Raw genomic sequence first — 21,527 nt, 5'->3', positions numbered from 1 at the left:
TATTACTACTGTGCCGTCCAGAAATTAGTCTCAAAACCAGCTAAATCATGGTATGGATACAGAGGTTTTAATTGCTTCGCTTTTGTCCATAAATCCCTTGTTTTCTCCAAAGCTTGCAAGGACTTTTTATAGTTTTCATCTACTGTAATATAATTTACGTTTCCTAGATGTTGCAGTGAGTATCCTGTAATTTCTTCAAAAAATGTCTTACTAGCGTAGTCTAGAGGATCACCTTTTACAATATAATTTGTAAAAATTGGTTTGAATAGTGTTTGAATCTTTTCGGTTTTCGTATGAAGTTTTTTAGTTCCATTATCTAATAAGACCCCAAGTGAATTAAATGTAACTCCTTGTACAAATGAGTGGTCTTTCATTTTTTCATCCTGCACTAGTTGATAGCCTATATACTGTGCCAAATAACCCCCAAATGAGTGTCCAGTTACATAAACACTCGCACCAGCATTTTCTTTTTTATTTAAGATTTGCTTTACCCATTTATATGCTTGCTGTGCTTGTGTATCAACAACTACGGGTGAAGCATTTTCGGGTGAATCAAAACCAATTAATCTCTGATATATATCTTGTAAATTTATTTTCCTTAATCCACTAAATGCAAATAAAAGACTATTGTCTTTCGTATTTTTAAGAGCAATTGCTGAAAAACCGATTTTTCCAGATGTTAATGAAACTAATTCATAATCGCTTAACCGCTCATGCATTTCTGTATAAAGTGGTTCAGCGACACCTTGATGTTCAGTCAATTGCTTACCAATTTCATTTGCTAGAAAAGGTTCGTAGGATAACTCTGCAGCTGTTAACATTACGCCATCTGGTAAATTCTCTAAAACACTCTCAGGTAATTTTTCTAGAACCCTTTGTTCACTGCATCCTGTCGATGAAAAAAAAGTTAATACTGCGACACAAAATAATACAACACGATAATTCATGAACAACCTCCTTTCCGACAATCTCTCCCTCCATATTATGTCCACGACCATTCGACATGTTCATCTTTTTCCCAAAAAAGACTAAAATTATACATGTTTTTTATTGACAGTCTTACTTTTTAAATGATATTATAAAAATTTTGTTATTTCGTTAAACAATGTTATACTTGATTTATCATAGGTTTTTCGGAGGTGGATACATTGTTCAAAATTGGCGATCAAATAATTTATCCCATGCAAGGAGCTGCAGTGATTGATTCCATTGAAGAAAAGGTCATACAGGGTGTAACACAGCAATATTACATTATCCATATGCCTTCCAGTAATATGAAGTTAATGATCCCTAAAGGGAATGTTTCAAGAACGAAAATACGATTAGTAGAAGATCACGACCACTTAGAAACTGTATTAGATGATTTTTCAAATGGTCATCCAGACGACTCTTTATCGTGGAAACAAAAGTATGATGTAAATATGAAAAAACTTAAATCAGGTGAATTACTAGCTGGTGCACAAGTTGTACGTGATTTAACATTACAAAGTAAAGAAAAACCATTAAACCCAAGTGAGAAAGAAATGCTCGACACTGCAAAAAGAATGTTTGTAGGAGAATTAAGTTTGATTAAAGGTATCTCTCAACTTGAAGCGACTGAATTTATTAATGAAGCATTAAAATAAATGAAAAAAAGAGCTGATTTTAGCTCTTTTTTTATTTATCTGTTTTACGCTTGTTAAACTTGGTCACACTACACTTATAGGGGCTTCTATTCTTTGTAGCTTAACTTACAGTTTAAAACAACAATCTATTTGGAATTCATAAAAAGACAAAAAAAGACTGTTAGCAAAATTGCTAACAGTCTTTCATCTCATAAGTGAGAATTATAATTTAACTACGTTTTCAGCTTGAGCGCCACGGTTACCTTGAGTGATCTCAAAGCTTACTTTTTGGCCTTCTTCAAGAGATTTGAAACCTTCGCCTTGGATAGCTGAGAAATGTACGAATACATCGTCTCCACCTTCAACTGCGATGAATCCAAAACCTTTTTCTGCGTTAAACCATTTTACTGTACCTGTGTTCATAATGCGAACCTCCATATATCCTGTTTTTTTTACACTTAATGAGTATTGTTAAGAAAAAATACACACATTATAACAGGATGAAAATTCGTCCCTTTTAACACATGAATTGAATTAACCAATTCTTATTAAGTATGTAGTTATTGTATCACAGATTTTACTGAAAAACAAATTGTGTTCTAATTTTTAAAAAATAAAGTCCTTTATTTTAATATAGGACTTTATAAAACCCTTATTTAGCAGGTTCTGCGGCCAATATTAATCCAATTGGTAAGTTTTTCTTCATAATACTATTGAAGTAAGAATGTGGTACAGGTTTATTTCCTACATATGGAGAGATTTCGATTGTAAATCCTGGGCGTTTTTTTATTGCAACGTACCAATCTTTATAACCGCCTCCTCCACCTTTAGCAGGTGCAACTAGGCTATAACCTGTTTGTTTTGAAATTTTAGTAGCGATCGCCTTATCTCTCGTAAACTGACTACCTTTTTGATTATAGTGCCAAAAAATAATATTACCAGAAGAATGGTATGCGACTGTATTTTTAAAGTTATGTTTATTCGTAAAATCATATAAAGCCTTTACCTCTGGTTCACTTAAAGGTTTACTACCTTTATGGTTATCCGGTCCAGGTTTAGGTTTATTTCCACTAATTTTACTCCAATTTGCTGGATATTGACGATTTAGGTCAACGCCTCGAATATTTGCTTTCCAAGCATTAAAGTTCTTGCTTCCATTATTTAATTTAATGACTTGGCTTGGGTTTTTAGCACTATTTGCACCCTCTTGTACTAACATAACCCCGTCAGGGTTCACCATTGGTACAAAGTAAATAGATGTTCTTGTTAATAGTTTTTTTACATCATAGCCATTTATTTTTGCATTTTTTTCATAAGCATTCGCATATTGATCAAGCATTTCCATTAACACATTTGTTGTCATATGCTCACGGGCATGGTGAGAAGCATTTAAACTAATCTCTTCTTTACCCGTTCCAAGTTTAATCGAATAAAGATTTCGTCCATCAACAGATTTGCCAATGATTTCTAACTTTGTAATTGAAGGATACCATGCATTTAATTCTTGTAAATCCGCAATCATTTCATTATAGCTATAGTCACCTGATGGATTCACATAATTATTGGTCTTGAGAGAAATATTGGTTTTCGTAATGAATCCAGTATTCCCACCAACTTTTACTACATAAAAGGAATCATATTCCCCTTTAATGTCTATCCTTTGACTAGCCGGAATCTCTGCTATGATGTTTGATTTATTTACTGCATTTACAATTTTTGTAGCTCGTTTCGTCATTCCAACCTTTATTTTAACAGCTTTAATTGAAATAGTGGGCACAGATATTTTCCCACCTGGTACTGGAACTGTATTATTTTTTTCAATATAAGCAGTTGTATTTAAGTATTGAATAATAAGGTATTGATCTTTTTCACCTATTTTTTCAAATAAAGTATTACTCTTTACAATCCCTTTATTTACTAACTTACCATTTTCATTTAGTAATAGATTTGTATTTGCCATGACTTTAAAAACTTTTTCAGTTGGATAGATCTCCCATAATGTAGCATCACGTACTTTACTTTTTAGAACAGAACCCTAAAGTTTCGTTGTATTGTACAAAAAATACTTCAGTATCTTCTTTTTCAACCTTTAATAATTGATTCGTTGGAATTTGTACAGTTGATATCTCTCCAGTTTCTACATTTTGTACTGTTAGTTCAGTTGCTTCTAATGTAACCACCCATTTTTCTGGAGCCACTAGATCATTGGAAGCTTCCGCAAATACATCCTTAACCATGTTAAATGTTAAGAAAAAAACAATAAAACTTATAAATAACTTTTTCAAAACGTTTCACCTCTCTAGTTAGTCAATTACAAAGTTGTCTGTTAAAAACGAAAAGCCCCCTGGATAGGGAGCTTATTTATATATCTATTATTCTTTTACTTTATGATTCTTTTAGCTCCAGTATATTTAGGTCCCCAATAACCTCCACTTAGAGAGTCAATTTTGATTCCTTTACTACTAGAAGCACTGATGAATTTATTATTTCCTACATAAATTCCAGCATGTGAAATACCAGATTTGTATGTATTGCTGAAAAACACTAGATCGCCTGGCTCTAAATCATCTTTAGATACAGATTTACCAACCTCGTATTGATCTGAAGAAGAACGTGGTAAACTAATTCCCACTGCTTCCTTGTATACATAACGAGTAAATCCTGAGCAGTCAAATCCATTTGGAGTTGTGCCTCCATAAACATAATCTACACCTATATGTTGTTTTGCTTCATTTACTATATCATTACCATCCATAGTTGCGGCTGATGTTTTACTTAGAGGTTGTCCAACTAGGAATAGGAAAATTACTGAAAGTAGTATAAAACCTTTTTTCATTCTTTTCACTCCTAGACATGTATGTTTCTACTTTATATACCAATTTATCTGATAATTCGATAATATCATGTTTTTTTCTTCCTTATGTTACAGATATATTACAAGTTGTTTACTATTTATTTAAATACACCAGTAATTTACAAAAAAAGCAGCATCAATAGTCAATATTCTATTGAATCCTACTTTTTTCACTTCTATTAACTCATTTTTTTCTGTTTTCTTCATATGAAATGATTGAACTGATACTTTTTCCTTTTCAACTATGTGAAACGTATCTGTTTAGGGTATAATTACCATTAAGAATGTTACGAGTTAGGAGGCAGAGAATGCTTCAACGTGATTTAAATAAAGATGTGATTTATGAACTCTCATACTCGCTTTTTTCTAAGCTTTCTCCACAAAATATGAGAGATGCGGAGCTTGTTGAAAGTGGTTTACAGCTTTATCGACAAGGACAAGTTTATAATGTTTCAGTCAGAGACGGTAGAATTGTCGGAGTGGTAGAAGAAGCAGATCAAATTCATTTACCAATATTACATATAAATAATCATGATCAAAATGGATGTGATTGTTACGAAGCACCTCCATGCCAACATCAAATTGCACTTTTATGCTATGCAGCAGCATCATTTTCATTGGTCGGAGATATCTTGAGGAAATTTAAGCAGTCGACTTTGAAAAGTATCCCAAATATTATGACGGGTCGACAATTGCTAGATCAGATGAATATCATTCAGGAAGATAAACCAAAGGAAACTGTTGATTTATTTGAACAGAAATATAAGGAGTATATAGAACAACAAAGAACATCATTTTACCAAGATGTTTATTTTGTTTACCCTTTATACGAACGTTTTTATCATGGATTGTTAAATCAACAGCCTCGGCAAGAAAAGGAAAAACTACAGTACCAGCTTCTAGCAGCCATATTCACGATGAATAAAATGGTGAATCAAATTGAAATTCAAAGTACGGTCTATGATAATGCCCAATTACCAAGAGAAATGACAATGCTTGAAAATCAAATAGAGGCAGTAAGTAGACAGTTGCATAATATTACTGGTGGTTCTGTTTCACATCAATATGAGGATGTGCTTAGACAACAGCTAAAATCTTTACTGTTTGATCGAAAGCTTTGTTTAATACCGAGATATAATTCTTTTCGTCATGTATATAAGGAGTTATTGAATCATCAGAAGAAATTACACCAAGATTTAGAAGAATTATCGAAACTACCAGAGGATTATTATGTTGACCTAGGAATGGCTCAGTTTCACTTTTTATTAAAAAATGATGATGACATGCTAGCCATTTTGAAAAAATATAGTGAGAATGAACGTACTTTATATAGCTTTACTTATTGGATTGAAAGCTTACGAAAAAATAATGAAACTGAACGTCTTTCAAAATTTTTACCTTTATATTACGAAATGCTACTACACTATCTCCAACATGGAAATGATGAATATGCAAAGAGCACTTTTGCAAAACATTTTCTATCACATTATGAATACAATAGCTTCTATACAAATCAAACGGCTGGCTTAGAAGTCGTTTACCAAGCGCTTCTTCCTTATAGCGAGATGCAGTATACAGATTATTTAATGCATAATCAGGAGTATAAGCGTTGGACTGAATTACAAATGTATTTATATTCGTATCAGCCTGAACAAATAGATAAACATGATTTACAGGAAGCACATAAACATGACCCACAATCTGTTCTTCCAATTTATCATCATATGGTTCTATATTATATTGAGCTAAAGGGTCGTTCTAATTATAAATTAGCAGTTCGATATTTAAAGAAACTGAAAACTAATTACAAGAAATTAAAGCGTATCGATGAATGGAATGATTATATTCATTATATTGAATCTCAATTTATTCGTTTACGTGCACTTCAAGAGGAATTAAGGAAAGGAAAATTAGTCAATGAAGCGACTAGCAAATCTTAGTGTTGCGGTAAAATGGGTAGAGAATAAAGGACTACTCATTTATGGGATGCAAAGTCACGGTGGCATTTTACCGGTAAGCGTATGGAAGCATCTATTGTTTCAGTGGCATGTACCTTCATACTATGGGACTTTACTACAATCGAGTCGAGTTGGACAGATTGAGGGAATTCTATTAACTCCTATTGAGGCACTTACTTTTTTCAAAGAACATCATGAGAATTCTTTAGTAGAAGTAACTTATCTTGATGAAGCAAAGGAATTTCATCAAATTATTTCGCATCTTTATCCTTCTTTTCATGAAGGGCAGGTTTCCCCAAGTTTTGCTCATTATCAAGCCGGAAATGAATTATGGAGAATCGATGGTACAGAGCTTTTGGAGCCTACTGTACAGGAATTAGTATCTGCAGCAATTAAGCAACAGTTTGAGGTTGGGTCAATTCACTCAAAAAAATGGGAGATTGCAAGAGGTCTATATCATAATCCTACTTACTTAAAACAACAGCTTACTCATAGTATTGATGAGGATGACTGGCATGTGAAAATCGGACTTAGAGATGATGATGTTCCATTCTCAATTCGCTTAGTACTTGAAGAACCGATGAGTGAACATGATGATTGGCATTTACGTACATATTTAATAGATGAGCGAAAAGCGATCAAACCATATGAATATAGCGGACATCCATCCCTCCATAGTAAGCATTCATCATATGCTGAATATTTGGATCGCACATTTCAGGGTGTTGGATTACTTGTTCCTACTTTAATTGAAGACAATCAACCGAGAAATATTCTTTCTGAGCAAGATGCTTGGACATTTTTGACGGAAGATAGTGAAAAGGTACTCTCAGCAAATATCCAAGTACTGTTGCCAAGTTGGTGGCAGGCTTTAAAACAAAACAAAATGACACTAAAAGCAAGCGTAAAAGGTAAGCCTACAGGAAATTCATTCTTCAATATGGAAACACTGGTTGATTTTAATTGGCGAATCTCTACAAATGGAATGGAGCTTTCTGAACAACAGTTCCAGCAATTTGTTGAAAACCAACGAAGATTAATTCAATTTAATGGACAATGGATTGCACTCGACCCAGCCTTTATTGCACGAATGAAGAAAATGATGGAAAAAGCAGAAAAGCAGGGCTTACGATTCCATGAAGTTCTGCAACACGAATTACTTCAAGGTTCTGAAAAAGTGGAGGATGAAAATTCACCGTTTGCTGAAGTTGAAATTGAAGTTGATGATGTTTTCCGCGAATTAACTAAACGCCTTACATCAATTAATGATGTTCCTGAGTTAATAAAGCCACATGGACTGCAAGCAACTTTACGAGCATATCAGCAAAAAGGATTTGAATGGCTTATTCATTTAAAAAACACGGGATTCGGCGCATTACTTGCAGATGACATGGGGCTTGGAAAAACCATCCAATCGATTGCATATTTAGCATATAGAAAAGAGCACGAGGAACAACGCGGTGCCTCTTTAATCGTTTGCCCTACATCGGTGATCAATAACTGGAAACGTGAAATTGAAACTTTTTATCCTGATTTAACCATTCATGTTCATTACGGTGGAAATCGACTAAAAGGTTCTGACCTTCTTTCAATTGTCAGAGACGTTGATATCGTCATTACTTCTTATGCTTTAAGTGTGCTGGATTACGAAGACCTTAAGCAATATGCATGGAAAAGTATCATTTTAGATGAGGCTCAAAATATAAAAAATCCATCGACGAAACAATCTCGAGCAGTTCGTGGATTAAAAGCCGAGCATCGTATTGCATTAACTGGTACGCCAATGGAAAATCGCTTAACAGAGCTATGGACAATCTTTGATTTTATCAATAGAGGTTATCTAGGTACTTTAAATCGATTTGTTGGAAATTATGTCAATCCAATTGAAAAAGATCGTGATGAGGAAAAAATAAGTGCAGTTCATCGATTAATCGCACCTTTCTTACTCCGACGAACAAAGCAGGATGAGGATGTAGCCCTAAATTTACCACCAAAGCAAGAGCAAAAAATGCTATGTCCATTGTCTGTTGAACAAGCGGCTTTATATGAACAAGTCGTTCAGGATAGTTTAAAGCAAATCGATACTTTAAGTGGTATTGAAAGACGCGGTCGTATTTTGTGGATGTTAAATAAACTGAAACAAATTTGTGATCATCCTTCATTATTTTTGAAAGAATCACAACTTGTCGAATTTGAAGATCGTTCAAGCAAGGTTGAAAGACTGTTTGAATTAATTGATCCGATTTTAGAACAAAATGAAAGCTGTCTAATCTTTACTCAATATGTCAGAATGGGTGATATGTTAAAAGAAGCTATCCAATCAAAATTTGGAGAAGAAGTACTTTTCTTAAATGGTAGTGTACCAAAAACAGCTCGCGACCAAATGATTAATCGTTTTCAAAATGGTGAAGTGAAGATATTTATCCTTTCACTAAAAGCAGGTGGAACTGGATTAAATTTAACAGCTGCAAACCATGTAATGCACTTTGATCGTTGGTGGAATCCAGCAGTTGAAAATCAAGCGACAGACCGGGCTTACCGAATCGGACAAACAAAGTTCGTACAGGTCCATAAGTTCGTAACGATTGGTACACTAGAAGAAAAAATTGATGAAATGCTACAACGTAAACAATCATTAAACGATACGATTATTACAAGCGAACAATGGATTACTGAACTATCAATGGATGAGTTAGCAGATCTATTGGGTGTTTAATATGTTAAATAAGTTAAATAAAAAGGAATGACATTTAGGGGGCTGTCGACATGTGGCTCCCTATTTTATTGTTTTAAATAGAGGATTGCGTTGATTTCCACTCCAGGCTGCTCATTTTCCGTGGGGCGTGAGCTTGAGCCTCCTCGGCCCGCCTGCGGGGTCTCAGCCTTCCCGCTATTCCCTCAGGAGTCGAACTGCCTTCCGTTGCAACCTTATACTTTATCTTAAGTGCATTCTAAAATAACTACTTAAAACAATAAAATAAAAAAGTGATAATCTTAAATAGAATAATTCTACAATTTGAATCCTAATGGCGCCTTTCTTATTGTATTTAACTCACGAAAGAGAACTAATCTTCAGTATCAACAATAATGATTGCTTGCTATAACAATGCCAGTAAATCTATCTCCTATTTAAAAATTAGTAATCATACCTTGTGATTATTTATTGTTTTATCAATATATAATTTAATCGCTTTATTTCTTAATATTAAACAAAATAAAAAACAGACCACTAGACAGGTCTGTTTTTTACTTATTATACCGATTGCATTTCTTGAAGGCGTTCGATATGATATTTAGCTTCCAGTTTACAAGAGTAAGATGGGTCTTCCACTTTTAGCTCTTTTACTAGTTGCTCGATTTGTTGAATTTGATCTTCTGTAGGATCATCATTCAAAATTTTTGTAATATCTGCGTTCATTTTTGTAGCTAATTCTTGGTGAAACTGTTCACTATTCAAGATTGAATCTTCAACAGTTGATTGCCATGAAGCGTGTTGCTCATTGTAACTTTTCCACTCAGCTAAGAAATCATCCCAGCTATACGCTTCTAAATCCCACTCTAAGTTCCTCATATATAATTCAAAAGCAGTTTTGATAGAGTTGGTAATGCTAACTTTCGTACCACGTGGTAAATCTTTGAGCATGATGTACATACCCCCGTTTTAAAATTTTTGTAAATTCTCTAAGGTGTATTTTTTGATAACATTGTTATAATACCATAAAAAGACGAATTACAACAAAATAATTTAAATTATTCTACAATTTACACGTGGTATGGCAAAATCAAGAATCGTTTTTTTGAAATAACTGGTAAGGCAAGAAATATGTTCTTACTTTAATGCAAATGTTAATTCAACTTCACATGCAACTTGACCGTCAACTGTTGCTACGCCTTTACCTTTACCAATCGGTCCGCGCATTTTCACAAGTTCAACTTCAAGTCTAAGTGTATCACCTGGTACTACTTGCTTTTTAAATCGACAATTATCAATACCAGCAAATAGTGCAAGTCTACCTTTATTTTGCTCTAAGCTAAGTGCAGCAACTGCCCCAACTTGTGCAAGAGCTTCAACTATTAATACTCCTGGCATTACAGGAAATTCTGGAAAATGGCCATTAAAAAATTCTTCATTTGCTGTTACATTTTTTAAACCAATTGCACGCTTTCCTTCTTCAAGCTCTACAATTCGATCAACTAACAAAAATGGATAACGATGTGGAATAATCTCTTTAATTGCTTGGATATCTAACATTTATTACTCCTCCTAGATTCATTTGACTAATTCGTACAAAAAAGAAGCAAGTCTTAAGACCAGCTTCTATTTTTTATAAGTAATATACTATCTTATTTTATTATTTAACGCAATCCATTAATTAAACCGCTCATTTCATCAGCCATTGTGATCGCACGAGAGCTGAATTGATAAGCTTTTTGGGTAATGGTTAAGTCAGTCATTGATGTCGCTAAATCGACATTTGATTGCTCTAGCGCGCCACCCATCGTACTTACTTGGTTTGCATTAATTGGTCGGACTGTTTGTCCAGCAGTTGCTGCTGGGGAAATACGAAACAAATTACTGCCTGCACTTTCAAAGTTTTGTGGCTTCAAAACATTAACTACGGCAAGTTGATAATTCGTTCTTGTTCCATTTTGATTTGTTACTGTCAGACCACCAGTTTCATTAAAAGAAAAGTCCTTTGCGTTTCCGTCCACAATAATCGGACCATTCGTACCTAGTACAGGGTGTCCTTCACTCGTAGAAAGCTGTAATTTAGAACCATCACCGTTTATTGGTAATAATTGAAATGATCCGTCTCTTGTATATCTAGTTTCCGTTCGACCATTTTCAGTCACATTCACTTGGAAAAATTGATTTTTTTGAACTAAAGCTACATCAAGCTTTCGTTCCGTACGTTGAATTGCACCAGCGTCCAATTGTAGTGCTGTATGAGCAAGTTTTGCACCTACTCCATAACGAACTCCAAAAGGCGTGTTTCGACCCACCTCTTGATCATAACGAGTTTGATTATCATACTGTTGAGTAAGCATTTCACTAAAGTTTGTATCACGACGTTTATACCCTACTGTGTTTACATTAGAGATATTATTACTAATTACATCTAATTGGCTCTGTAATTGCCCCATTGTATTAGATGCAATTGTTAGCATACGATTCATAGAATTTCCCTCCTCAATTTATTTTTGGCTGTTTTCGTAACATTGTCTTTATATTGTTTGTTCTTAATAATCAGTCTAATTTTGTTATAGATCGACCCTAAACCATTCAATAAACATTTTTTATTTACTTTGTTTATCTTAAGCTTCCAATCTCATTTGCAGCTTTTTCCATGCTTCGATCATATGCTTGTAGCACCTTTTGGTTAGCTTCAAAGCTACGATATGCTGACATAAGTTCAGTGTATGTCTGTGTTACATCAACATTTGAACGTTCGATAAATCCTTGATTAACAGAAAAAGCAATTCGGTTATTCCCAGAAGCTGTCGGAAGTGCTTGTCCACTTGTCGTTTTGAATAGCCCTTCGCCTTCTTTCACTAATGTGTTTGGGTTATCAGAAAATGCGACTTTTAATTTACCTGCGTTACGTCCATTATCAATAATCGTTCCATCTTCAAGCATTTTGAAATCAGAAGATTGAACTTGAATACGTTGATTATTTTCACCTAAAACATAAAAGCCATTATTCGTTGTTAAATAACCTTGTTGATCTAGCGTAAAATTCCCGTTTCTAGTATAGCGAACCGTTCCATCTGGATTTCGAAGCTCAAAAAATAGGGCTCCTTTTGTTTTAGCAGCCGTATTAAATGGAATAACACGCTCTTGAATCGCTAGATCTGTAGATTTATTTGTTTGTTGAAGATCACCTTGTGTAAACTTTGGTAGTGTTTCTTGCATGTATACCCCAGTATTCAATCCACCTAAGGTTGGACCATTTTGACTAATATTTTTACCTGGAATATCTTCTGTGTTCATTCTTTTCATTAATAATTCTGGAAAAGAACGTAAAGAAGCTTGTTCTCCTTTATAACCAGGCGTATTAGCATTTGCTATATTGTTGGTCAAGTATTCTGTTACTCTTTGCTGTGTGATCATACCTGATGCCGCTGCATAAAAACCTCTTAGCATTAAGCTACCCCTCTCTATCTATTTAGCTTCAATATTTGAAACCAAATGACACTCCACAATAATTGATAACATATATATCTTTCAATTCGTACAAATCTATTTTTACTTTAAATAGTGCATTTTTTAATCGAACATTGAGTCATTGTATATAAGATACGCAAAATTTGATAAATTTCATCAACTCTATTATATACCTTATCGAAATTATTTGAATGGTCCAAATAGCTTATGTCGAAAAATGTTTTCTGATGTAAAATAGTAGCTTTGTATCAAAAATCACTGATAGTAAATATTTGGTTATTAATATGAAAAAAGATATACAAAAAAAGGACTAGTTTTTTGGCATGAATCTACTTTATCAGTTATATAAAGGTGAATATTTAACGATAAAAAATAGCCTGTAACTAACTTAAAGTTACAAGCTATTGCTATATTGATTATTGCGAAACTGACCTTTCAGTTTCTACAGCCGCATTACTCATATCAGTTTTCATATACTTAGGTAACACAAGGAAATAATACACACCAACTATTGATAAACTTAATCCGACAATTGCATGTAACCATTCAATCTTTAAAATAGCTGGATAAAATAGTGCAATTAAGCCTAATGTAATACTTTGAGATAATAGTATAATTGGTTGAATCCAACCTTGAACTCTTCCCATCATCCGCTTTTCAACAATTTTAGGGAACCAACCTCCAATTCCAATATTTACGATTGGTAATATTAGTCCAATAATGAATTGCCATAGAATGTAAGCAAGTGGTGACGTTGAGAATCCTCCTGCAATGACACATAGTCCAGATATAATAAGTCCGATGATGATCATATTTTGAAGTTGCATCTTCTTAGCTAGCATTGATCCGACAATGCTTCCAAGCAAGACACCTGTACCAAATGCAACACCAATATAGATTAGTAATTCTTCATAGTTATCAGGAGCTAGTTTGTATTTTAAGATGAATGAAGGCATAACTGAAAATCCTCCATTAATGACACCGAATAAGAAAAATCCTGATAAAAGAGACCTTAGTAATGAGTGATTTAAAATGTATACAATTCCTTCTTTAAAATCCTTTAGGACTAATGAAAACTTCAAGTCTTTTAAAGTATGGTGACCATTAGGATTTGTAATTTCTTTCGAGAGTTTGGCTATTTGGATAAGCAGCCCAGAAAGGATAAATGATATCGTATCAATGATAATAGCAGCTTCTACTCCCAGTTTCCAAAATACAATTGTTCCTATCGCTCCACCAAATAGCATAAATAAACTACTAACTAGTTGATTTAAACCTGCAGAGGTTGCATATTGATCCTCTGTTAAAATCCCTTGTAATAGAGAAGACTGTGCAGGTTGGAAAAATTTCGATACTCCACTTCTTAAAAAGAGAATACAGAATGATATAAAAATCCAATCTTGCATGATTGTCATTAATAATATAACTGATAAAAAAGCACTTATATAATCACAGTACATAGCAATTTTCTTACGATTTAACCGATCTGCAAATACACCTACTAAGAAAAACAAAAAAAGCATCGGTAAAGTATACATTAATTCCGTTATCGTCGCATATGACGGTTGATTAGAAAATTTTCTTAATAAATAAAGCATAAATGCTGTCATACCTACTACGGATCCTAGCTGAGAAGTGAAATTTGCTAAAAATAACCATAAGAAATTACGGTTTTTAAAAATTTGTAACAACTTAAATCCCCCTTTTTACGCCCTCATTAATTATATACTAAATTTTCAGAATAAAAAGCGCGATTATTGTCGGACTTTCTTTAACTTTTCGCATAATCTTTCCCTAATCAACCAAAATAATAAATGTCATAGAATTGCTTCGTTTTGACAGGGAGTTGATATATTGAAAATATTTTTCGTATTTTTATGTTTATTCGTATTAACAATGGGTTTACTCGCGGGTATTGATTTAATTCAGGGCACAAGTTTTTCTGAAATGTGGAGCTATGTCATAGTTAGTAAAACGGAATTGGTTGGCGAGGATTATGTGGTGATCTTTTTATTTACTGTTCCATTTGCAGTCGCAAATGCAGTTCTTAAATTTATTAATAAGAGAAAAATGCAAAACCGAGCAAAAAACCCACAAAATTCAACTAGCTAAAAAATCATCAAAAAACAGCTTAGTTATTCTCTAAGCTGTTTTTTTCATTACCTTTTTTCTGTATGATTGCAATCACTAGCAAAGCAATTGGAATAATAATTTGAAGTGGGACATGTAAATAGTATGGAACAACATCTAATCCTTCTTTATAATGTTCTAAGTAATTAGGAGCCATCCAAACCGAACTGACAACGATGATAACTGCAATTGGGTAGGTTAAAACATCTCTTTTCTTCACCCTGAATAAATCAGATGCACCGATTACTGCACAAAAAAAGAAGACAGCAACTTTTATAAATCCACCTAAAACCATGACGATTACAATTAATGAATCAAGCCTTTGAATGAAATTAGCAATGTTTATATAACTTACTGCTGTTAAAATAGGATAAGTTGTCCTTTCTAATACATCCACTCCTAAAATCGTTATGTTAATAAGTGTCAAGGTTGTGAGTAAAAATCCTGCAAATATCATCGCAGGCATACCAACCTTTATTGCGATCTCAGGTTTTCGTAAATGTGGCATCAGCATAGTTAACGTAATAATTTCACCAAAAGGAAATGTTACGGTTAATGGGAAAGCAGCTTGTAAAACTGGTTTCCATCCATCTTCTAAAACTGGTCTTAAATTATTGATGTGAAATAACTTTCCAACAAGCTCAAATCCTACTACTACTAAGATAATTAACATGATTATATAAAACGAAAATTCATTCACTCTTCCAAATGTTTCAAATCCTTTATATACAGCATACATAACTAAAAAACTCATTAGTATGCCAATTGATATCAGTGATGTTGCGTTGTAAAGTGAAATGACTAATAACTCCTCAAAATCACGCAGAACTCGACCAGCAATATAAATAAAGTAAATAGTATAAATTAAAGCAAGGAGTATTCCTGCATATTTTCCTAAAATTTTTTGGATATAGTGAGTAAACGGTAAGTCCGGGTACATTTCATATAATTTAATATAAATATAAAACAACAGACAGCCCATGAAAAATGCAATAATTAAGCTGATCCAAGCGTCTTGCTTTGCATCTGTTGCCAAACCAATTAAAGATGAACTTCCAATTTCAAATAAAACGATCATACAAAAAAATTGAAAGCCACTTATAGATAATTTACGGTTCATCTTATTACCTTCTTTTTAATATGGGTATGTTCGCTTTCTCATACCTACATTGTTGATTTGTACGTCTACAGTTACTTTGAACTTTGCTTTCTGAAATACTTTATTCCAATCTTTTTCATGTTTTTTGAAGGCCTTTGGATCACTTATATGAAGTTTTTCACCAAATCCAAAAACATCGCCACCAAGTTTCTGTGCTTGAGTTAAGCCGTCTAAAATCATTTGTCTAACAACTTTTTCACTATTTTTTTCATATTTATTAAGCGTCTTAGCCTTATCAAAGTCATCATTACATAGCACTTCATCAATATGCCCGATCGACTTTACTTTTATATGAATATTCGGTATTCCTTTTTTCATTTTTACATCTGTTTTCGTTTTCACGCGAGTCAATTCCATTGAATCATATTTTTGTTTTTTACATTGAACTTGAAGATTTGTTTCTTTAATTAAATTATCTACAAATTGGACTGATCTTGCTGGTGGGCCCTCAAGCCACCCAACTAATTTTCCTTTTCTAAATACACCCATTCCGTTTATAGCTGCATACGTTGATTTTACTTTTTCAGTATTCGCTAAAGACTCAGATTCTGGTGATTCATTTACTAACGTTACACCGTTAATGGTTGGTTCACGTCCTGGACTTGAGATAGATGCAATGACTTCACGCATCTGCGTTTCATGATTTTCACCTAACAGATTGGAGGTATTTTGTATTTTCCCTGTAATTGATTTTGCAGGAAGTTTATCAAGTGGTGGTAAGTTATTTATTACTCTATAAACACTATCTCCCCTTGCAATAATAACCGGAATATTTACACGAATTTTCGAATCCCTCTCAAATACATCAAAAATCCAATTTAAAGATTCCTCTCTAGCCAAGGTTTCACCAATAGCTACAAGTGCAACATGAGAATAAATATTTGGCCTTGAAACTCTTTTTGTCACTTTACGGGCTGCTTCTGAAATTGTTCTACCCGTTTCGACTAAAGAAATAATTGGAATTCCTTGGGCACCTGTTTGGGTAGCAATTGCATTTGGGTTAATGATTTGAACAATCATTTCATACTCTTTTGTTTTAGGTATATAATCTAAGCCCATTGCGACAACAATTGATAATCCATTTAATTCTCTATAGTTTGAACATCCGCTTAACAGTAGAATGACAATAAGAACGATTATACAAATTTTCTTTTTCATTGTTTATTCCCCATTACTTTGTTCTTTAATTGTTTTTGTATTACCTTGGGAAGGAACAACTAAAATTGTATCCTTCTGACTACTTAAACGAAACGGTGCGAAAGGCGCAAAATAAGGCTCCCCAAAAGAACGTAAGCTACACATATGCATCAAAATAATTAATCCACCAATTAATATGCCAAACAATCCTATATAAGCTGCTGCTATTAATAATATAAACCTTAGAATCCTCGCTGCAATCGACATGTTGTAGTAAGGAATTGTAAAACTTGCAATGGCAGTGATTGACACAATAATTACCATTGATGCCGATACGAATCCAGCTTGAACTGCGGCTTGCCCTAAAATCAAGGCCCCTACAATAGATAATGCCTGACCAACCGCTCTAGGCATTCGAATACCAGCTTCTCGCAATACTTCAAAAACCATTTCCATCCCAATTGCTTCAACTATGGCAGGTAAGGGAACACCTTCCCGTTGTGCAGCTAAACTTACTAATAATACAGTTGGAATAACCGCCTGGTGAAAGGAAGTAATTGCAATAAATATTGCAGGTGCAAATAAGGCAACCCAGAAAGACATATAGCGTAAAACCCTTAAGAATGTTCCAATATAAGAGCTTTGATAGTAGTCTTCTGGTGATTGAAAAAATTGTGTAAAAGTCGCAGGTAACACTAATACAAACGGAGTACCCGCTGTAAAGATGGCTATTCGACCTTCAAGTAAATTCCCGACTACAGCATCTGGTCGTTCTGTATGTAGCATTGTTGGAAAAATCGTCTTTTGGTCATTTTGTATATAATTTTCGATATAACTTGACTCAAGGATTTCATCAACATTTATTGCCTCTAAACGATGATTTACTTCCTTTAATAAATTCTCGTCAACAACACCTTTTATATACATGATTTCAACATCTGTTCTTGTGATTTCACCTATTTTCATTGATTCAATACGAAGAGCTGGATGTTGGATCCGATTTCGAATAAGCGAAGTGTTAGTACGTAAGCTCTCCGTGAAGCTATCTTTTGGACCTCTAATAACTGTTTGAGTAGAAGGTTCCGAAATACTTCTAGATTGAACCATTTTCGTACACGCAACTAAGAAGTTCGTATCATGATCTAAAAGAATGATTGTGTCACCAAGGAGTAGCGCTGATAAGAGATTCGTATAACTTGATTGAGATTTTAAACTAGAAACAGAGATGATACTCTTTAAACCATTTTCTAAATCTGATAAAGACAAGTATGTTTCTTTTTCTGTATTAATTTTTACGATTTTATCAACGATACCTTCATTGACCAATTGCTCATTCGAAATTCCATCAATATGAATTACTGCAAAAGAATACTGCATCCCTTCCCCAAGTGATTCATGTCTTATAATCAAATCAGAACTGTCGCCAAAATCTTCCTTAATTCGTTTTATATTTTCTAAAATATCCTTACTTAAGGAACGAGATATATTATTTTGAAAAGGTATTTTTTTATTAGTTGCTGCACTATTGGTTTCTTTATAATTAAACATTAGTTACCACCGTCCATAATTTTTATGGCTTTATATTTCTATACTTTTTCCAAATTCTTTCATTTCATGTATTGATTTCTAACCAAACGAATTTACAACAGGCTTAAATTATACTTTTTGGCATAAAAATAACCCTTGCTACATGTTGATGTAACAAGGGTTCAATATTTTTTTCGACTGTGTACTATAGCTTCTGTGCAATTTGCAAATTGACATTAACTGGTTTTCGGCCGATTGAATAATATTGTATATTTGTATTTTGAACTTCCTCTAAATTAAAACAATTTCGTCCATCAAATATGAGTGGCTGCTTCATTCTTGTTTCAAATTGGCTAAGTTCTGCTTGAACAATTTCATTCCATTCAGTTACGATTAGTCCGGCATCTTGATTCGAAATTGCTTCATATAAATCATTGGAATACTTCACTGAATCTCCAAACTCTCTGTTTACTTCTGGTAGAGCGATTGGATCATATACAGTTATTATAGCTCCGACTTTTAAAAACTCTTTGATCAAAGCAATAGAAGGTGCATGGCGAATATCATTTGTATTTGGTTTAAAGCTAGCTCCTAAAATAGCTATTCGTTTATCTTTCAATGAGCCAAAATATAGTTTTGCTAATTCATATAATTTCAATTGCTGATAATCATTTATATCAATGACTGATTTAAGTAGTTTTAATTCTAATCCTTTCAATGCCGAGCTTTTTACCAATGCTGAAGTATCCTTAGGAAAACAAGATCCTCCAAATCCAATACCTGCATTTAAAAATTGAGATCCTATACGTCGGTCAAGACCCATTCCATGAGCAACTTGTTCAACATCAGCACCGACCGCTTCACAAATTGAAGAAATTTCATTTATAAAACTAATTTTTGTTGCTAAAAAAGCATTAGAAGCATATTTAATCATTTCAGCACTTCGAACACTTGTTACGAATATTGGCAGGTTGAATGACTTATATAATTCCGATACGTAAGATGCAGACTGAGGATGATCTGCGCCGATGACAATACGATCTCCGTGGAAAATATCGTGTAATGCTGACCCTTCTCTTAAAAATTCAGGGTTTGATACAACATCAATTTTGAGTTTAGGATGAGCAAATTCTTTCAAAATTTGTTTTACAACCTCATTCGTCCCAACAGGTACAGTACTTTTTATGACCACGACTAGATCTTTTGAAGCATTCATTGCTATATCTTTTGCCACTTCTTTTAAATATGTTAGATTGGCTGTACCATCTGGTAATTCTGGGGTACCTACTGCAATAAAGATGACATCCGCTTTACGATAAGCCTGATTCAAATTTGTCGTAAAATCAATGCGCTCTTGCATGATACTCTCTAATAAAGCTTCTTGTAGGCCTGGTTCATAAATAGGACAAATACCTTTTTGAAGTAAATTGATTTTATTTTTATCAATATCAACGCATGTTACCTTAAAACCAATTGTCGCAAATGAAACACCCGTGGCAAGACCAACGTAACCTGTACCAGCAACAATAATTTGCTTCATGCCCCATCCCCATCCTATATCATTAATCAATTTGAACTGTTTTTTGATTCCTGTTTTGACTTACTACTTCTTCAAGATATTGAATTAAGTCGTTTTTAAATTCATGACTTTCCATCGCAAACTTAATTGATGTTTTGATTAACCCTAAAGGCTCACCAACGTCGTAACGCTCACCCTCGAATTCGTAAGCGTAAATATGGTTAAATTTATTTAATCCAACTAAAGCATCGGTAAGCTGCAATTCACCATTCACTCCATAAGCTGTTTCTTCCAGTACATTAAAGATATCTGCTGTTAAAACATATCTTCCCATAATTGCTAAACTTGAAGTGGTTGTACCAACAGGTGGTTTTTCAATCAAATGATTTATTTTGTATAGATTACCTAAATCTTCAAAACTCTCAACCATGCCGTAACGACTGATATCTTTTTTTGGTACTTGCTTTACACCGATGACAGGTGAATTTACCTTTTCATATTGCTGGATCAACTGATATGTACATGGGACCCTCCCTGTTGTTACATCATCACCAAGTAACACTGCGAACGGCTCATCTCCTACGAAGTTTTTGGCACATAAAATGGCATGCCCTAAACCCTTTGGTTCTTTTTGACGTAAATAATACAAATCTGCCATTGAGGAAGTATGTTCAACTTGTTCCAATAAATCATATTTTTTATTTTGTAATAACCGGTGCTCTAACTCAAATGCATAATCGAAATGATCCTCTATTGCACGTTTACCCTTACCGGTAACGATTAAGATTTCTTCGATTCCTGATTTGACTGCCTCCTCAACAATATATTGAATGGTTGGTTTATTCACAATTGGTAACATTTCCTTTGGCATCGCTTTAGTTGCAGGTAAAAATCGTGTTCCTAGTCCAGCAGCAGGAATAATTGCCTTTCTTACCTTCATTTACGTTCGCTCCCCAATAAAGTATGTTTTACCACAGTTCAATCCTCGAGTTGTATTTGGTACTTAAATTTATGAACTCGTTACCCACAACATCACTAATTTACAGATCATTCAACCAAACTTTACAATTTCTAACTCAGAAAAACTTTACATATATCCCTTCTTTATTTGATATTTAACTACCTTCAAGTTCATCTATTTTTTACAAAACTCAAACATAGGAATTACAATTCAAATAAAAAAATCTCAAGCAAAATTGCTTGAGATTTTTAAAAGATAATCGGTATGATTCAGACTGTATATTAATTAATAAACGTAGTAGTCTTCAATTAATTTCTTTTTAAGAATAGCTTTTCCGATTTGATTCGCGCGTTTCTTATCAATAAAATCTAAATATAATTAATAATAATAAACTTGTAATGGATAAAGTCATTTCTTTATAACAACTAGAAAAGGAATTTTATATGAGGGAGATTATGGTCGTGGATTATTTCTCAAAAAAAATCTCGAGCATAGGCCCGAGATTTTAGAAT

General features: G+C 33.6%; 19 protein-coding genes. 4 read left to right on the top strand and 15 right to left on the bottom strand.

Annotated features, from left to right (window positions below):
- Positions 1-5 precede the first annotated feature (5 nt).
- A complete protein-coding gene (locus ABID96_RS01055; protein ID WP_192603544.1) occupies positions 6-947 on the bottom strand; it encodes a lipase family protein in 942 nt (313 codons plus the stop codon).
- A 192-nt stretch (positions 948-1,139) separates the two neighbouring features.
- On the opposite strand from ABID96_RS01055, the gene ABID96_RS01050 reads away from it, so the two are divergent.
- Positions 1,140-1,625 carry a CarD family transcriptional regulator gene (locus ABID96_RS01050; RefSeq protein ID WP_235821518.1) on the top strand — a complete coding sequence of 162 codons (486 nt, stop codon included), beginning with the start codon at positions 1,140-1,142 and terminating at the stop codon, positions 1,623-1,625.
- 201 nt (positions 1,626-1,826) lie between these two features.
- On the opposite strand, the gene ABID96_RS01045 is transcribed toward ABID96_RS01050, so the two are convergent.
- The 4 genes from ABID96_RS01045 to ABID96_RS01030 all read right to left on the bottom strand — a co-directional run bounded on the left by ABID96_RS01045 (position 1,827) and on the right by ABID96_RS01030 (position 4,440).
- Positions 1,827-2,027, bottom strand: a complete 201-nt coding sequence (locus ABID96_RS01045; protein ID WP_056469390.1) for a cold-shock protein — start codon at positions 2,025-2,027, stop codon at positions 1,827-1,829.
- A gap of 229 nt (positions 2,028-2,256) precedes the next feature.
- Positions 2,257-3,564, bottom strand: coding sequence for a M14 family metallopeptidase (locus ABID96_RS01040; protein WP_377896529.1), 1,308 nt, complete (start codon positions 3,562-3,564; stop codon positions 2,257-2,259).
- Positions 3,565-3,619: 55 nt separating this feature from the next.
- Complete coding sequence (locus ABID96_RS01035) at positions 3,620-3,889, bottom strand: hypothetical protein (protein ID WP_377896527.1); 270 nt, start codon at positions 3,887-3,889, stop codon at positions 3,620-3,622.
- 95 nt (positions 3,890-3,984) lie between these two features.
- On the bottom strand, positions 3,985-4,440 hold the full coding sequence (locus ABID96_RS01030; RefSeq protein WP_192603546.1) for a C40 family peptidase: 456 nt from the start codon (positions 4,438-4,440) through the stop codon (positions 3,985-3,987).
- A gap of 326 nt (positions 4,441-4,766) precedes the next feature.
- Here ABID96_RS01030 and ABID96_RS01025 point away from each other — a divergent pair, with 326 nt between their 5' ends.
- Both ABID96_RS01025 and ABID96_RS01020 read left to right on the top strand, forming a co-directional pair.
- On the top strand, positions 4,767-6,398 hold the full coding sequence (locus ABID96_RS01025; protein ID WP_192603547.1) for a hypothetical protein: 1,632 nt from the start codon (positions 4,767-4,769) through the stop codon (positions 6,396-6,398).
- Entirely contained in the window at positions 6,376-9,132 is a 2,757-nt protein-coding gene (locus ABID96_RS01020; RefSeq protein WP_192603548.1) for a DEAD/DEAH box helicase, read from the top strand. The genes ABID96_RS01025 and ABID96_RS01020 overlap by 23 nt, the downstream gene beginning before the upstream one ends.
- A gap of 537 nt (positions 9,133-9,669) precedes the next feature.
- On the opposite strand, the gene ABID96_RS01015 is transcribed toward ABID96_RS01020, so the two are convergent.
- The 5 genes from ABID96_RS01015 to ABID96_RS00995 all read right to left on the bottom strand — a co-directional run bounded on the left by ABID96_RS01015 (position 9,670) and on the right by ABID96_RS00995 (position 14,273).
- Positions 9,670-10,059 (bottom strand): hypothetical protein, encoded by a 390-nt coding sequence (locus tag ABID96_RS01015; protein WP_192603549.1) that lies wholly within the window; start codon positions 10,057-10,059, stop codon positions 9,670-9,672.
- Between the two features lie 186 nt (positions 10,060-10,245).
- The gene (gene fabZ, locus ABID96_RS01010; RefSeq protein WP_088001322.1) at positions 10,246-10,668 is read right to left on the bottom strand and encodes a 3-hydroxyacyl-ACP dehydratase FabZ; all 423 of its coding nucleotides are present in this window, start codon (positions 10,666-10,668) and stop codon (positions 10,246-10,248) included.
- Between the two features lie 104 nt (positions 10,669-10,772).
- Positions 10,773-11,594, bottom strand: coding sequence for a flagellar hook-basal body protein (locus tag ABID96_RS01005; protein ID WP_192603550.1), 822 nt, complete (start codon positions 11,592-11,594; stop codon positions 10,773-10,775).
- Positions 11,595-11,727: 133 nt separating this feature from the next.
- Complete coding sequence (locus ABID96_RS01000) at positions 11,728-12,561, bottom strand: flagellar hook-basal body protein (RefSeq protein ID WP_192603551.1); 834 nt, start codon at positions 12,559-12,561, stop codon at positions 11,728-11,730.
- Positions 12,562-12,998: 437 nt separating this feature from the next.
- The gene (locus tag ABID96_RS00995) at positions 12,999-14,273 is read right to left on the bottom strand and encodes an MFS transporter (RefSeq protein ID WP_192603552.1); all 1,275 of its coding nucleotides are present in this window, start codon (positions 14,271-14,273) and stop codon (positions 12,999-13,001) included.
- 163 nt (positions 14,274-14,436) lie between these two features.
- Between ABID96_RS00995 and ABID96_RS00990 the strand changes: the two genes are divergently transcribed.
- Positions 14,437-14,694 (top strand): YczF family membrane protein, encoded by a 258-nt coding sequence (locus ABID96_RS00990; protein WP_192603553.1) that lies wholly within the window; start codon positions 14,437-14,439, stop codon positions 14,692-14,694.
- Between the two features lie 19 nt (positions 14,695-14,713).
- On the opposite strand, the gene ABID96_RS00985 is transcribed toward ABID96_RS00990, so the two are convergent.
- The 5 genes from ABID96_RS00985 to galU form a co-directional block, all read right to left on the bottom strand.
- Positions 14,714-15,832, bottom strand: a complete 1,119-nt coding sequence (locus ABID96_RS00985; protein WP_192603554.1) for a GerAB/ArcD/ProY family transporter — start codon at positions 15,830-15,832, stop codon at positions 14,714-14,716.
- 15 nt (positions 15,833-15,847) lie between these two features.
- Positions 15,848-17,029, bottom strand: a complete 1,182-nt coding sequence (locus ABID96_RS00980) for a Ger(x)C family spore germination protein (protein ID WP_192603555.1) — start codon at positions 17,027-17,029, stop codon at positions 15,848-15,850.
- Between the two features lie 3 nt (positions 17,030-17,032).
- Complete coding sequence (locus ABID96_RS00975; protein ID WP_192603556.1) at positions 17,033-18,556, bottom strand: spore germination protein; 1,524 nt, start codon at positions 18,554-18,556, stop codon at positions 17,033-17,035.
- 184 nt (positions 18,557-18,740) lie between these two features.
- Positions 18,741-20,075, bottom strand: coding sequence for a UDP-glucose dehydrogenase family protein (locus ABID96_RS00970; protein ID WP_192603557.1), 1,335 nt, complete (start codon positions 20,073-20,075; stop codon positions 18,741-18,743).
- Positions 20,076-20,097: 22 nt separating this feature from the next.
- Positions 20,098-20,994 carry a UTP--glucose-1-phosphate uridylyltransferase GalU gene (gene galU, locus ABID96_RS00965; protein ID WP_192603558.1) on the bottom strand — a complete coding sequence of 299 codons (897 nt, stop codon included), beginning with the start codon at positions 20,992-20,994 and terminating at the stop codon, positions 20,098-20,100.
- Positions 20,995-21,527: the final 533 nt, after the last annotated feature.

The sequence above is a fragment of the Gottfriedia sp. OAE603 genome (genome assembly GCF_040543965.1).
Classification (GTDB): Bacteria; Bacillota; Bacilli; order Bacillales; family Bacillaceae_G; genus Gottfriedia; species Gottfriedia solisilvae.
This window is presented reverse-complemented; position numbering and strand designations above follow the sequence as displayed.

What these genes read in the sequence shown, in the direction of transcription:
- ABID96_RS01045 (WP_056469390.1), bottom strand. Translation starts at nt 2,027, where the DNA reads ATGAACACAGGTACAGTAAAATGGTTTAACGCAGAAAAAGGTTTTGGA.
- ABID96_RS00970 (WP_192603557.1), bottom strand. Translation starts at nt 20,075, where the DNA reads ATGAAGCAAATTATTGTTGCTGGTACAGGTTACGTTGGTCTTGCCACG.
- ABID96_RS01000 (WP_192603551.1), bottom strand. Translation starts at nt 12,561, where the DNA reads ATGCTAAGAGGTTTTTATGCAGCGGCATCAGGTATGATCACACAGCAA.
- fabZ (WP_088001322.1), bottom strand. Translation starts at nt 10,668, where the DNA reads ATGTTAGATATCCAAGCAATTAAAGAGATTATTCCACATCGTTATCCA.
- galU (WP_192603558.1), bottom strand. Translation starts at nt 20,994, where the DNA reads ATGAAGGTAAGAAAGGCAATTATTCCTGCTGCTGGACTAGGAACACGA.
- ABID96_RS01015 (WP_192603549.1), bottom strand. Translation starts at nt 10,059, where the DNA reads ATGCTCAAAGATTTACCACGTGGTACGAAAGTTAGCATTACCAACTCT.
- ABID96_RS00975 (WP_192603556.1), bottom strand. Translation starts at nt 18,556, where the DNA reads ATGTTTAATTATAAAGAAACCAATAGTGCAGCAACTAATAAAAAAATA.
- ABID96_RS01055 (WP_192603544.1), bottom strand. Translation starts at nt 947, where the DNA reads ATGAATTATCGTGTTGTATTATTTTGTGTCGCAGTATTAACTTTTTTT.
- ABID96_RS01030 (WP_192603546.1), bottom strand. Translation starts at nt 4,440, where the DNA reads ATGAAAAAAGGTTTTATACTACTTTCAGTAATTTTCCTATTCCTAGTT.
- ABID96_RS00980 (WP_192603555.1), bottom strand. Translation starts at nt 17,029, where the DNA reads ATGAAAAAGAAAATTTGTATAATCGTTCTTATTGTCATTCTACTGTTA.
- ABID96_RS01005 (WP_192603550.1), bottom strand. Translation starts at nt 11,594, where the DNA reads ATGAATCGTATGCTAACAATTGCATCTAATACAATGGGGCAATTACAG.
- ABID96_RS01040 (WP_377896529.1), bottom strand. Translation starts at nt 3,564, where the DNA reads ATGGCAAATACAAATCTATTACTAAATGAAAATGGTAAGTTAGTAAAT.
- ABID96_RS01025 (WP_192603547.1), top strand. Translation starts at nt 4,767, where the DNA reads ATGCTTCAACGTGATTTAAATAAAGATGTGATTTATGAACTCTCATAC.
- ABID96_RS01020 (WP_192603548.1), top strand. Translation starts at nt 6,376, where the DNA reads ATGAAGCGACTAGCAAATCTTAGTGTTGCGGTAAAATGGGTAGAGAAT.
- ABID96_RS00985 (WP_192603554.1), bottom strand. Translation starts at nt 15,832, where the DNA reads ATGAACCGTAAATTATCTATAAGTGGCTTTCAATTTTTTTGTATGATC.